12 protein-coding genes are annotated in these 12,523 nt (G+C 40.7%); 11 read left to right on the top strand and 1 reads right to left on the bottom strand.

What is annotated here, in order from left to right; all coding sequences use genetic code 11:
• Window positions 1-2 precede the first annotated feature (2 nt).
• The 8 genes from ABZP31_RS08805 to ABZP31_RS08770 all read left to right on the top strand — a co-directional run bounded on the left by ABZP31_RS08805 (window position 3) and on the right by ABZP31_RS08770 (window position 8,628).
• A complete protein-coding gene (locus ABZP31_RS08805) occupies window positions 3-1,925 on the top strand; it encodes an IucA/IucC family siderophore biosynthesis protein (protein WP_248134971.1) in 1,923 nt (640 codons plus the stop codon).
• 44 nt (window positions 1,926-1,969) lie between these two features.
• A complete protein-coding gene (locus ABZP31_RS08800; protein WP_039900798.1) occupies window positions 1,970-2,734 on the top strand; it encodes a (2Fe-2S)-binding protein in 765 nt (254 codons plus the stop codon).
• 14 nt (window positions 2,735-2,748) lie between these two features.
• Window positions 2,749-3,399 carry an RraA family protein gene (locus ABZP31_RS08795; protein ID WP_248134970.1) on the top strand — a complete coding sequence of 217 codons (651 nt, stop codon included), beginning with the start codon at window positions 2,749-2,751 and terminating at the stop codon, window positions 3,397-3,399.
• Window positions 3,399-3,998: a GNAT family N-acetyltransferase gene (locus ABZP31_RS08790; protein ID WP_248134969.1), complete on the top strand. Its 600-nt coding sequence runs from the start codon at window positions 3,399-3,401 to the stop codon at window positions 3,996-3,998. Before ABZP31_RS08795 ends, ABZP31_RS08790 begins: the two co-directional genes overlap by 1 nt.
• Window positions 3,999-4,197: 199 nt before the next feature.
• Window positions 4,198-6,393, top strand: a complete 2,196-nt coding sequence (locus ABZP31_RS08785; protein ID WP_248134968.1) for a TonB-dependent receptor — start codon at window positions 4,198-4,200, stop codon at window positions 6,391-6,393.
• Between the two features lie 83 nt (window positions 6,394-6,476).
• Window positions 6,477-6,749, top strand: coding sequence for a hypothetical protein (locus tag ABZP31_RS08780; RefSeq protein WP_005019738.1), 273 nt, complete (start codon window positions 6,477-6,479; stop codon window positions 6,747-6,749).
• 11 nt (window positions 6,750-6,760) lie between these two features.
• The gene (locus ABZP31_RS08775) at window positions 6,761-8,278 is read left to right on the top strand and encodes a PepSY domain-containing protein (protein ID WP_248134966.1); all 1,518 of its coding nucleotides are present in this window, start codon (window positions 6,761-6,763) and stop codon (window positions 8,276-8,278) included.
• The gene (locus tag ABZP31_RS08770) at window positions 8,275-8,628 is read left to right on the top strand and encodes a hypothetical protein (RefSeq protein ID WP_005406411.1); all 354 of its coding nucleotides are present in this window, start codon (window positions 8,275-8,277) and stop codon (window positions 8,626-8,628) included. The genes ABZP31_RS08775 and ABZP31_RS08770 overlap by 4 nt, the downstream gene beginning before the upstream one ends.
• Window positions 8,629-8,724: 96 nt before the next feature.
• Here ABZP31_RS08770 and ABZP31_RS08765 read toward each other — a convergent pair whose 3' ends face one another.
• The gene (locus ABZP31_RS08765; protein ID WP_005019743.1) at window positions 8,725-9,207 is read right to left on the bottom strand and encodes a MarR family winged helix-turn-helix transcriptional regulator; all 483 of its coding nucleotides are present in this window, start codon (window positions 9,205-9,207) and stop codon (window positions 8,725-8,727) included.
• A 503-nt stretch (window positions 9,208-9,710) separates the two neighbouring features.
• Here ABZP31_RS08765 and ABZP31_RS08760 point away from each other — a divergent pair.
• The 3 genes from ABZP31_RS08760 (at window position 9,711) to aliB (ending at window position 12,503) form a co-directional block, all read left to right on the top strand.
• Window positions 9,711-10,475 carry a glucose 1-dehydrogenase gene (locus ABZP31_RS08760; RefSeq protein WP_005019745.1) on the top strand — a complete coding sequence of 255 codons (765 nt, stop codon included), beginning with the start codon at window positions 9,711-9,713 and terminating at the stop codon, window positions 10,473-10,475.
• Between the two features lie 75 nt (window positions 10,476-10,550).
• Window positions 10,551-11,333, top strand: coding sequence for a 2-ketocyclohexanecarboxyl-CoA hydrolase (gene badI / locus ABZP31_RS08755; protein WP_248134964.1), 783 nt, complete (start codon window positions 10,551-10,553; stop codon window positions 11,331-11,333).
• Window positions 11,334-11,345: 12 nt separating this feature from the next.
• Window positions 11,346-12,503: a cyclohexanecarboxyl-CoA dehydrogenase gene (gene aliB, locus ABZP31_RS08750; protein ID WP_248134963.1), complete on the top strand. Its 1,158-nt coding sequence runs from the start codon at window positions 11,346-11,348 to the stop codon at window positions 12,501-12,503.
• Window positions 12,504-12,523 lie beyond the last annotated feature (20 nt).

Here is a 12,523-nt window from a genome sequence, read left to right as displayed (position 1 = left end):
AGATGAATACGATGTTGTTTTCACCTACTGTTAGCACACAAATGGTTCTGGTCGATCTGGTAAACAGTTTTTTGGTAGAAGGCTATATTTCCGAGCAGGCTATTTTCACCCGGCAGCAGGCTAAAACCCGATTAAAAGCCCGTTTTGGCCAGTGTTTTGATTCATTATTTGAAGGGTATACAGATCAGAGCTATTTTGCTGTTCTGTTCAACTCACATGTAGCCGAATTTATTCTGTTGCCCGTACGTAAAGCCATTAAACAGGACTGGCAAATTCAGCCCTTGGCGTGCTGTTTTCGGGTAGAGGTTCTGACAGGTCAAGGCTTTCAAACTTGTCTATGCAATGCTTTAGACTTATTTAATGCTATGCGGCGTTTGGAATATTTTTCAGGCTGTGAGGAATCAAAGCTAGCAAATTTAAGCGCCGAACTGGAATTAACCTTGCTACAAACTCAGCTCAGTAACTATCATCAGATATGTTCTGAAACATGGTTATCAGATCAACCTGCTGAATTATTTATTCAGCTGGAACAGTATGCTGCACTTCGAGACCGTCCTTATCATCCACTGGCCAAGCTCAAAGAGGGTTTTTCCAATGATGAGTACCGGCAATTTAGCCCAGACTTTTCACAGCCCATCCGTTTGAACTGGGTAGCAATTAAAAAAGAAAAGCTGGTCTTTGGACAGGACGTGACCCAGCTTAAAATTCATCAACCCTCCAAAATTTTCTTGAGCAGTGAAGAAAATTTACAGTTACAGCAGGAGCTAAATCAGAAGGGGGTGAGTAATGATTATCTGGTTTTACCTATGCATGCCTGGCAGTTTGAGCATGTACTGGCAGATCAGTTTAAGCCAGAACTTGACGAGCAGGTGATCGTGCCCTTGCAATTTCAGTCTGCTGACCTGTATGCCAGTTCTTCCTTAAGAAGTTTGCTGTCTGAGACCAAACCACAAGACAGTTTGAAGCTTCCATTAGCAGTAAAATCTTTAGGCTCGCTACGGTTTTTACCGATTGTCAAAATGATTAATGGACAAAAAAACCAGAAACTTTTGCAGGTTGCCAAACAAAAAGATGATGTACTGAAAAAACGCTTGTGGTTGTGTGATGAGAACCAGTGGTGGGCGTATTTACCTCATCAACCTGAAAATCTAACACCAGATAATCTTACTTTATTTGAAGAGCGGCCGATGCATCTGGCAGCTCAGCGGCGCCGTATTCCTTCCGAATTATTGCAGCAGCCCTACCAGCTTATTCCAATGGCCAGTTTAGGGCATTGCATCGAAGGAGAGATCTATCCGTTTGAGCTGATTCTCAAGGCTCAACAGCTTGAGTCGAACCAGACTAATGTCATTGATGCATTTAAAACCTTGTGCCGAGATTTTTTTGAGGTGAATTTACGTTTATTCCGCTTAGGTCTTATGGGAGAAATTCATGGCCAAAATATCTGCATAGTCCTTAATCAAGGGCAGTTCTCAGGCTTTATGCTGCGTGACCATGATTCGGTGCGGATCTATTTACCTTGGTTGCTAGAACACGGCCTGGAAGATCCATGCTATTTAAGCCCGCATGATTTTAGAATTACGCTTTATCATGATGCTGTCGAAGACTTGATCCTGTATTTACAGACCTTGGGCATACAGGTCAATCTGGCCAGTATTTTAGAAGCAGTTGCTGAATATTATCATATTGATGAACTTAAACTGTGGCGCGTATTAGCTCAACAATTACAGCAGGCTTTGAACCATACCCCATTGTGTGCAGAGGCGAGGGCTGAATTACAGAACCTTCTATTCGAAAAAGCACAGTGGCCGTATAAACAGCTCATTCGTCCATTGCTGGAGCAGCAGAATCGAGTAGGGAGCATGCCCAGCAGCATCGGCGAAACCTGTAATATTTTAAAAAAAGTTTCGCACTTTTCATCATAGTGAATAAAGCGGGTCTCTAAAACGTGCGTTCCCATATCTCTGTCATGAATATTGATTTTGCACTGGAACTTGAACAGCCAGGTTTAGCACAGGCCAGAAAGATATTGGCTAAAAAACTTGATATCCAGATAAATTTACATGAGCACAATGCATTGAGCTTTGCAGATTTATTAGAGCCCCGACACTGTGCAATGGTATTGGGTGAATTTCAGTCCCGTATTCAGGCCTTAAACCTGACCTGTTCAGGTTCAATGTTCATAAAATATTGGGCTGTTCCGCTGCTATTTCCTTATTTATATGCCCTGCTCACTGAACAGCTAGATTTACCTTGGCAACTGTCAGCACTTTCAGTACAAATGGCGCCGACGTGGTCTTGGGACCAGCATTTGAATTTTAAGGCTTCAAGTTTATCTCTAACGGCTCTAAGCACTCAAAATTCTGGTTATGAAGTGTTTATGTTGAAGGTTTTTCATGACCTCAATCAGATTTTTCAGGTGATCGGTCAGGTAGCAAAAGTACAACGGTTTCTGCTTTGGGAAAATACCGCTCTGCGTATTTTACAGTTCTATGACCTGATGCAGCGCAAAAATCCCGATGACATTTACAAGAGCCACATGCAACGTCAGTTTCTGCTCGATCTGGAGGCTGAACGGTTTGATTTAAAACACAATCCGTTTTTACTCTTGCAACACAGCCGTCAATCCAGTCTCGAAAATTATCAGCGTAAAAAATGCTGCTTTTATTTTCAACTTCCTGAAGCTGAAAATGACTACTGCGGCAGTTGCCCATTAGCAAATAAACACCCATAAAGTGATCAACCTTCATGTTAGAACTATCCGATAATTTATTAAAATCTTATTCCGCTATTTCCAGTTCAACCATCGGCCATATTTTAGATACCGGCTATTTATCCGGTATTCATGCTGTAAATTCAATTCAGCAGGTAGCAGGTAGGGTCAGAACAGTCACCTTAAACTCTGTTAACGCTATGCAGATTCGTGAGGCTCTCTTAGCCAGTAAAGCGGGTGATGTCTTGGTGATCGATGCGCGCAACATCGGTAATCGCGCCTGTTGGGGCGAACAGCGTCATCGAGCTGCCATTTACCATCAACTGGCTGCAATTGTGGTGTTGGGTGCAGTTACTGATATCAGCGCCTTACGTACCATGAAAGTTCCGGTTTTTGCCCAGGCGGTCAGTTGTTTAACTACCAGAGCCGAAGGGAAAAGCCGGGTCGATTTTGATCAGGACATTTATTATTTTGATGCCGTTATCTCCACTGGTGACCTTATGGTTGGAGATGCTGATGGCGTGTTTATTTTAAAGCCTGACATGGCAGAAAGATATGTGGCCCAATTTCAAAATATGGAGTTACTCGAACAGCAAAAACGTGATCAATTTTTTAAACAACATCCTCCTGAAGATTATTATCACCAGCTAAACCACGGAAATAATTCAGAAAGAGACATAATCTAATGAAGACCTTATCCTCCTGCTTACCAAACCACTTTAATTATCAGGAAAAAGGTATCAGCTATGCACTGCGGGCCTTAAGCTTACCGAATGATTTTCCACTCCTGTATAAATGGATGCATGAACCACATGTTATTCCACAATGGCAACTCAATAAGCCAGAACCGGAACTGGCAGCATATTTTGAAAGAATGCAGGTAGATGACCATCAGCGGCTCTACATTATTCAGATCGAAGGAGAGGACGTTGGCTATCTGGAGATTTATGAAGCCAAGCGAGACAGATTATCATTGTATTACTCTGCATTAGATCACGATTTGGGTTGGCATATTCTATTAGGTGAAAAAAAAGTGGTCGGAAAAGGGCATTTTAGAGCCGTCATGCGCCTGATAATCTATCTCATTTTTGAAAATTCGCCTGCAGAAAAAATTGTTGGCGAACCTGATGAACATGTCAGATCTTATGAATACATTGCACAAGATATTGCTTTTAAAGCCCAGAAAAAAATCAGGATGCCAGAGAAAAATGCCATTCTATATCATTGTTTCAGAGAAGAATTTTATGAAAGATGTGGGGAATATAAATCTTTTTTAAATAAATAATTGTTAACTGGGCTTATCAATTTATTTTTTCACCATTTTTAAAATCCGGATTCTAAAATTTAGCGATTCAGGTTAGTTGATAAAGTAACTTGAAAAAGTTGAGTGAAAAAATAGTAAATATTGCAACAAAAAATTTACATTGATAATAATAATTATTATTATTTGCATCAATATTAATATTCTTATAAAGGAATTAAGAATGCGACTATCTCAATTTAGTCTGTGTTTTCTTACTGTAGCAATTTCCTCACTTTTATATGCGGAAGATTCTGGTTCTGAATTAAAGGAGCTGAAAAATTCAGATAAAACAATGAAACTTTCTCCTATTGTGGTCACAGCTACCCGTACACCTAAAACAATTGCTGAGATTGCGGGTACAGTACAGACTATTCAGGGTGAGGATATTGCTCAACAGGCGGGAGCGAGCCGGAAAGTTGCAGATGTTTTAGCGCAACTCGTACCCTCACTGGCACCAAGTAGTGGAACAACCAGTAATTATGGACAAACCATGCGTGGTCGTAATGTATTGGTCATGATCGATGGAGTTTCACAAACAGGTTCGCGTGACGTAGCGCGACAGCTCAACAGTATCAGTCCAAATATGATTGATCATATTGAGGTAGTTTCAGGTGCGACCAGTATTTATGGTTCAGGAGCAACGGGCGGGATCATTAATATTATTACCAAACGTGCCGATAAATCGAAACCTTTCAGTTTTCAGACCAAGTTGGGCCTTACATCGGCTGACAATTTCCGTCGCGATAGCCTGGCTTATCAGGTGGGGCAAACTGCTTCATTTAATAATGACAAGATGGATGGTTTTTTAGGTGTAGATTATACCAGCCGAGGTTCGCAGTTTGATGGTAAAGGCAATCGTATCCCGTTAAGCCCTTGGCAGGGCAGCACGATGGATACTAACACGCTTGATGTGAATGGCCGTTTAAACTTTAATTTAACCGATCAGCAAAGCTTAAGTTTTGGTGCACAATATTATAATGATGAACAGGATACCGAATATGGCCCTGACTATTCCTATCTGCAAAAAGGTACACAGCCTTCATATAAAGCCCTTAAAGGATGGAGTTTAGATAAACAACCTTTCACAGAACGCTATGCCTTTAATACCCAATATCAAAATCAGGATTTCCTGGGACAAACTTTGAATATTGAAGCGTATTACCGTAATGAAAAAGCACGTTTTGTACCATATGGTTATTCAAAAGATGGCGTTGATGTAAAACAAAGTCAATCCAATGTGGACTATGCGGGAATTCACTCTACCGTTCAATCTGATCTGCAGGTAGCCGACCGGGCTTTAAGGCTGACCTATGGCTTGGACTATGACAGAGAAAAAGACCACCAGTGGGCCGATTACTATACACCTAGTAATAATGGCTTGGTTTATACCCCTACAGGTAAAAAAGAAAGTGCGGGGCCTGATACAAGAATCCAGAATATTGGAACATTTGTACAAGGTGATTATGCCATTACGGATCGTTTAAATATTCAGGCAGGTGTACGTTATCAATATGTTCAGGCGGATACTGACAGTTATTTTACTGCACGTAAACCCATTACATTAATGGCAGCTGACTCTACCGATTCTGACAAGCTCCTGTTCAATTTAGGTGCAGTTTATGAGTTAACGGACATACAGCAAGTGTATGCCAACTTTTCACAAGGTTATAGTTATCCTGATGTACAACGGGTACTGCGTGATGTAGCTGCCTATACCTTAACGACGTCAGGTATTGCACCGATTACAGTTAACAGCTATGAACTGGGTTGGCGCTTAAATCAGGATAATGGCATAAACTTGGCTCTAACGGGTTTTTATAACACTTCTGATAAAGTAGTACAGTTCAATTCTGACCGTTCAGTAAATGTAGTCGATACTGATCAGCGCATTTATGGGGCAGAAGCGACTGTGAGCTATCCATTTATAGAAAATTATAAGGTCGGTGGTACTTTAGGTTATACGCGGGGACAATATAAAGATGTCGCAAATAACTGGCATGAACTTAATGCTTTTGCAGTTTCCCCGACGAAAGGTACTCTATTTGCTGAGTGGAGCAATGAGCAAGGCTATGGTGTGCGCGCACAAATACAAGCTATTAAAGGCACAGATAAAGCATATAAAGATGACCAGGCATTAAAAGCGGCGGGTCTAACAGATAGCAATAGTGCGGCCAAAATTAAAGGCTATACCACGATGGATGTTTTGGCTCATTTTCCTATGGCTAAAGGTCGTGTAGATTTTGGTCTCTATAATCTGTGGGACCGTCAATACAAAACCGTATTTGCTCAACAAGCAGCAGTTACTAATGATAACCCTATACTGGCGATTCCTGCTGAAGGTCGTACTTTCGGCTTAAGCTATACCATTAATTATTAATACTTATCCAGGAACTATCTGTAGCAGTCTATAGCAGAACAGATAGTTCTTCATTTCTTGAGATGTCATGAAAGATAACGTCAATGGATAAAAAGAAATCAGAATGGTTATCTATTAGAGAGATTTTTTATATCTGCTTGGCAGCTTATGCCTATAGCGTATGGATATCTTGGGTTTTACCTGATTATTTACCTTTCGCAAAAGCTGAAAATATCTATTTTTCTGCCCTCCTGGGTTTTATTTTTCTCATTTTTTATATTGTATTAGTTCCTGGTCTGCGCTCTAAGCGATGGCAAAAGAGAATAAATTATCTGAGTTATGTCTTGTTGCTAGGCTATTGGATAATAAAAAAATAGGAGAACATTAAATGCAGTTTCGCCAGGTACAGGCAACTTTGCACAGCTGGTTGGGTATAGTTGTACTATGGTCAGGTTTCTTAATCTTTTTTACCGGCTCCATTGCCTACTTTAGAACTGAAATTAACCTCTGGTCTAAACCTGAAATCTTTTTATATTTAAAAAAGCCTCCTCCTTCTTTTGAATCGGCCCAAGTCGCTTATGATTATTTAAATATGCATGCCCTGGAAGCAAAAAGATGGCGGGTGAATCTTGCGAATTCCCGAATGCCCTTTAACACTTTAGAGTGGCAAGATAAAACAAATAAGTACCATAAAATACAAGATCCGAATACAGGATTAATCTTAAAAGAGGTCCGAGAAAGTTTGGGAGGCGACTTCTTTTTTAAATTACATTACAGTCTTTATCCCTTACCAGATGTAGTAGGTAGAACGCTCGTAGTCATTATAGGCATTCTATTTCTCATTGCCTTAATCACCGAGATATTGACCCATAAAAAAATATTTAAAGATTTCTTTGTCTTTCGGAGTTTTAAGGGACAGCGGACCTTGTTAGATTTACATCATATTACTGGTGTAGTAACACTTCCTTTTTATTTAATTATGGCCTTTACTGGCATCATGATTTTCTTTTACCTGCTCATGCCTTGGGGAATCAATCAACAATATGGCGAAAATGGAATAAAAAAATTTTATAACGAAATACAATATATCAATCCGCCAAAACTGGCAGCAGATTCAGGTATTCATTTAAAAGAATTCTCTACCTTCTCCAGTCAATTACCTCAACAGGGCAGTAATGGTACTACTCTGGAGAAATTTGAAGTTAAAAATCCAAATACTACGGAAGCCTTAATTACGTTTGACTATGGATATAAAAAATTAATTACTTTCAATAATCCACAATTTATTTTTTTAGCAAATACTGGAAGGCAACTAAATAATGAAAGGAATCTTCATCCTGTCGCTCAAATCAGCTCGGCAACCTATGGGATTCATTTGGGTTATTACGCCAGTCAATCAATGAGATGGGTGTTGGCGAGTTTAGGTTTTGCTGGTTGCATCATGCTGGTCGCCGGAGCTTTATTATGGCAAAAGAAACGGATTAAACAGCAACATACATTAAGTTATAAGATAGTGAGTTACCTTAACTATTTCACTTTCTTGGGCTTGCCATTTGCAACAGCCATGTATTTTTTGGCCAACCGTGTTTTACCAACCAATCTTGAACATCGAGTTCAGTACGAGTTACTGACATTTTTTATAAGCTGGATTGGAATTCTAAGCATTCCGATGCTGATCAAAATGCAAAAAGCTATTATTTTAGCCTTTATATTCACTGCTTTTATTTTATTGATAACAGTATTAAGTCCTGTATTTCTTTCTCCACAAGCTTTCATCCTCAATACATGGTTACATCAGCAATGGCCTATAGCAGGCGTTGACCTCGTATTTATATTTATTGCTATAGGATATATTTCTGCTTGTTATTATTTTAGAAAAATACAAATGAGTAAGGTGAATAAATGAGTTTGGTTGCAATATTATGGGCAGTTGTTGCAATGATGCAGCTTTGTATGACCAGTCAAATTGGAATGAAAAAACTTAATAATAACTTCCTGGCTTTTAATCATGCTCGTTCTTCTTTAAAAATATTATCGTTTATTTTTATGGGCGTTTCTTTATATCTGAACTGTCTGGATAATGGTGTTTCTGTAGGAATTATCAGCTGGTTTTTCTTGATTATAACTTCAGCATTTTTTTTACAGATTTTATTTTTCTATCATTTTAAAAAATGGTTTTTTTTAATCTGGATCTTTTTATTTCTTCTGGTAGTTTATTATCTGTTAACTCATATATTTAATAATATTATAGTTTAAATCTCACTGAGAGTTTAGTAGTAACCTACTAATTAAGGAGAGCAAACTTTTAAAAAGACATTGTTAAGTAAGTGCATTATAATTACTTAAAATATTTTAGGTGTGATTTTGAATTTTAATGCTTTTAAGTCCATCATTCACCTTATTTAGCAAATGAATCAGGGTAATTACATCATCAAAGGTGAGCTTATTTAGGGCCTGACCATAAAACTCAAAGAAATCAGCTTGCAAGTTGTCCCATGTCTCCAAGCCTTCAGCCGTCAGCGCAACAATTTTAGCACGGCGGTCCTGTTCACTAATGACCCGCTCCACCAGACCGTCACGTTCTAGCCGTTTTAATACTGCGTCCAGATTTTGCCGGCTCACGCCCAAATATTCAGTCAGATCAGAAAAGGACATTCCTGATTTAACTTTTGGACGGGACAAAGCACCCAGCACAGCCCAATGTACTGGAGATATTTTCAGCTCATTGAGGCATTTGCGGTCCAGGCTGTTGCCCACCTGAAACAGCCGGAAAAAAAGCCGGTTATGCGCAGAATATAAGGATTGATCATATTTTTTTGACAAAGTATCACTCACAATATTGGATATCCTCAAAACTGAAATAGCCGAGCCGCGCAGAGTATAGCCTATCACTTTTTCGCTTTAATCAGTTTCTTTTATCATTTGTTTTAAAAATCATAGTGTTTTTGCAGAAATTTTCCTATTTAAATTCTGAGTCGATCAATTTTATGGCTTGGAAATCTCTCTTTTTCTCCTCACTTCCATTGCGCTCACTCGCCAAATATCTAAGGTTTTCTTCCTGATTTTAAAGGAATAAATTATCTGTCATGCAAAAAACATATTTGGGCTCTAAAGTGAGGTCAGATTCAAATTAATCTAAAGCTAAAAACCAATATAGGTCAATACATTGAATAAATAAAAATATTAAGTTATTAATAAATATATAGATAATGATTTATAGATATTATTTTATGTAAATATATTGACATAAATGCAATCTCTTTCTATTTTAGATAAAACACACCGAATTAAAACAACAGTCGATTAAATTCGACAACAAAATAGCGTAGGGATGAGCAATGAAGGGATTAAAAGACAAGGTTGTGATTGTGACAGGCGGAGCAGGCGGAATTGGTTCAGCCACCTGCCAACGTCTGGCAGAGGAAGGCGCCAAAGTTGCCATTTTTGATATGAATCTGGAAGCGGCTGAAAAGCTGGCGAATGAAATCAATCAATACGGTCAGGCACTGGCAATTCAGTGTGATATTACCCAAAGTGATGTAGTTGAGCAGGCAGTTCAAAAAACCGAAACTGAACTCGGTCCAATTAATGGACTCGTCAACAATGCCGGCTGGGATATTTTTAAACCTTTTGTTAAAACCAATCCGCAGGAATGGGAAAAACTGATCCAGATCAATCTGGTCGGTATGCTGAATATGCACTTTACTGTGCTAAAAGGCATGGTAGAACGCAATTCCGGCAGTATTGTCAATATTGCTTCTGACGCGGCCCGGGTCGGCTCTTCGGGTGAAGCAGTCTATGCGGCCTGTAAAGGCGGCTTTTTATCTTTCTCTAAAACGCTGGCACGTGAGCATTCACGTCATAACATCAAAATTAATGTGATTTGCCCGGGACCTACAGATACGGCTCTGCTTGCAGGCGTGACTGAAGGCGCGTCAAATCCGGAAAAATTACGTGAAGCTTTTATTCGTGCCATTCCACTGGGTCGTTTAGGTCAACCGGATGATTTGGCTTCTGCCATTGCCTTTTTCTTGAGCGATGATGCCAGCTTTATTACCGGACAGGTACTCAGTGTCTCTGGCGGTTTAACCATGAACGGTTAAACGGAAATCATCATTTAATTTCATAACCATCACAGTTCAACCAGATAGATAAAAACAGTACAGGATGTAAAGAAAATGAATTTTGAAGATATCTTATATGAAGTTAAAAATGGTGTTGCCTGGATCACGATTAACCGTCCAGAAAAAATGAATGCCTTCCGTGGCACCACTTGTGACGAGCTGATCAAGGCGTTAAATAGAGCAGGTTATGACCGTAACGTGGGCGCAATTGTGCTGGCGGGTGCAGGCGAAAAAGCCTTCTGTACCGGTGGTGACCAGTCCGCGCATGATGGAAATTATGATGGCCGCGGCACGATTGGCTTACCAGTGGAGGAATTACATACCGCCATCCGTGATGTACCTAAACCGGTAATAGCACGCGTACAAGGCTATGCCATTGGCGGTGGCAATGTGCTGGCAACCATTTGTGACCTGACCATCTGTTCAGATAAAGCCATTTTTGGTCAGGTTGGTCCGAAAATGGGATCGGTTGATCCGGGCTATGGCACAGCATTTTTAGCACGTGTGGTAGGTGAAAAGAAAGCCCGTGAAATCTGGTATATGTGCCGCCGTTATTCTGGTCAGGAAGCTGTTGAAATGGGCCTGGCGAATAAATGCGTACCGGCCGATCAACTGGACGCTGAAGTGCAGGCTTGGGCAGAGGAAATTTGTCAGCGTAGTCCGACTGCCATTGCAATTGCCAAACGCAGTTTCAATATGGATACCGCACATCAGGCAGGTATTGCTGGCATGGGCATGTATGCGCTGAAACTTTATTACGATACTGAAGAGTCTCGTGAAGGAGTCAATGCACTGAAAGAAAAACGTCAGCCTGAATTCCGTAAGTATGCCAAATAAGGAGACTGATCCATGAAAAAGAATCCTTATAACACTGAAGAGCTCGAGTTTTTGGCAGAAACAGCAGAAAAATTTGCCCAGAAATATATTGCCCCAGGCTTTTTGGAACGAGACCAAAGCCGAATCTTTGACCGTGATCTGGTCAAAAAGATGGGTGAAATGGGCTTTATTGCACCTGAACTGCCGGAACAATACGGCGGTCAGGGCATGGGCAGACTGGCGGCTGGAATTATCCATGAAGCGATTGCCAAAGCAGATTTAAGTTTCTCCTATATCAACCTGCTTGCTTCCCTAAATGGTCAGATTCTGGCTGAACATGGTCAGCCAGAAGTCGTTGAGCCTTGGCTGAAAAAACTCACTGCAGGCGAAGCTATCTTTTCAATAGCTTTGACCGAGCCGCGAGGCGGTTCTGATGCAGCGAACTTGCGTTTGAAGATTGAACGTGATGGCGATGAATATGTCATTAACGGCGAAAAGACTTCAATTTCTGCGGCCGATCAGGCAGATGCTTCTGTAGTGTTTGGTCGTACTGGTGCCAATGAAGATGGCGCACATGGCGTGACAGCGCTTTTAGTTCCAATGAATTTACCGGGCATCAGTACCACACGTTTTGACTGTCATGGTCAGCGCGCAATTGGTCGCGGTTCAATCTTTTTTGACAATGTTCGCGTACCCGTAAATCACCGTCTAGGGGATGAAAACAAAGGTTTTGTGCAGGTGATGCAGGGCTTTGATTTTTCTCGTGCGCTGATCGGTTTACAGGTTTTGGCCGTTGCCCGGGTGAGTCTGGATGAAGCCTGGGAATATGCAGCCCAACGTGAAGCTTTTGGTCAGCCATTGACTGCTTTTCAGGGAGTTTCGCATCCACTGGCAGAATACGAAACCCAGGTTGAAGCGGCACGCTTACTTTGCCTGCAAACCTTATGGCTCAAGGACAATCATCTGCCACATACCTCTGAAGCGGGCATGTGTAAATGGTGGGGGCCAAAACTGGCTTATGATGTAATTCATCAATGTCTGTTGACCTTTGGCCATGCCGGTTACGATCGCGGTGTGATGGAACAGCGGATGCGTGATGTACTTGGTTTCCAGATTGGTGATGGAACAGCCCAGATCATGAAAACCATTATTGCGCGGCATAAGGCAGGGCGTAAGGCAGTGCCGGCTTAAGGAAAATAAGCACAGGCCTG

The organism is Acinetobacter sp. FL, assembly GCF_040744925.1.
GTDB classification, from domain to species: domain Bacteria; phylum Pseudomonadota; class Gammaproteobacteria; order Pseudomonadales; family Moraxellaceae; genus Acinetobacter; species Acinetobacter radioresistens.
Note: the sequence above shows the minus strand (reverse complement) of the source record. Positions and strands in the feature narration are given on the sequence as shown.

Excerpts from the sequence above, each read along its gene's own strand:
- ABZP31_RS08805 (WP_248134971.1), top strand. The coding sequence starts at position 3 with ATGAATACGATGTTGTTTTCACCTACTGTTAGCACACAAATGGTTCTG.
- ABZP31_RS08800 (WP_039900798.1), top strand. The coding sequence starts at position 1,970 with ATGAATATTGATTTTGCACTGGAACTTGAACAGCCAGGTTTAGCACAG.
- ABZP31_RS08795 (WP_248134970.1), top strand. The coding sequence starts at position 2,749 with ATGTTAGAACTATCCGATAATTTATTAAAATCTTATTCCGCTATTTCC.
- ABZP31_RS08790 (WP_248134969.1), top strand. The coding sequence starts at position 3,399 with ATGAAGACCTTATCCTCCTGCTTACCAAACCACTTTAATTATCAGGAA.
- ABZP31_RS08785 (WP_248134968.1), top strand. The coding sequence starts at position 4,198 with ATGCGACTATCTCAATTTAGTCTGTGTTTTCTTACTGTAGCAATTTCC.
- ABZP31_RS08780 (WP_005019738.1), top strand. The coding sequence starts at position 6,477 with ATGGATAAAAAGAAATCAGAATGGTTATCTATTAGAGAGATTTTTTAT.
- ABZP31_RS08775 (WP_248134966.1), top strand. The coding sequence starts at position 6,761 with ATGCAGTTTCGCCAGGTACAGGCAACTTTGCACAGCTGGTTGGGTATA.
- ABZP31_RS08770 (WP_005406411.1), top strand. The coding sequence starts at position 8,275 with ATGAGTTTGGTTGCAATATTATGGGCAGTTGTTGCAATGATGCAGCTT.
- ABZP31_RS08760 (WP_005019745.1), top strand. The coding sequence starts at position 9,711 with ATGAAGGGATTAAAAGACAAGGTTGTGATTGTGACAGGCGGAGCAGGC.
- badI (WP_248134964.1), top strand. The coding sequence starts at position 10,551 with ATGAATTTTGAAGATATCTTATATGAAGTTAAAAATGGTGTTGCCTGG.
- aliB (WP_248134963.1), top strand. The coding sequence starts at position 11,346 with ATGAAAAAGAATCCTTATAACACTGAAGAGCTCGAGTTTTTGGCAGAA.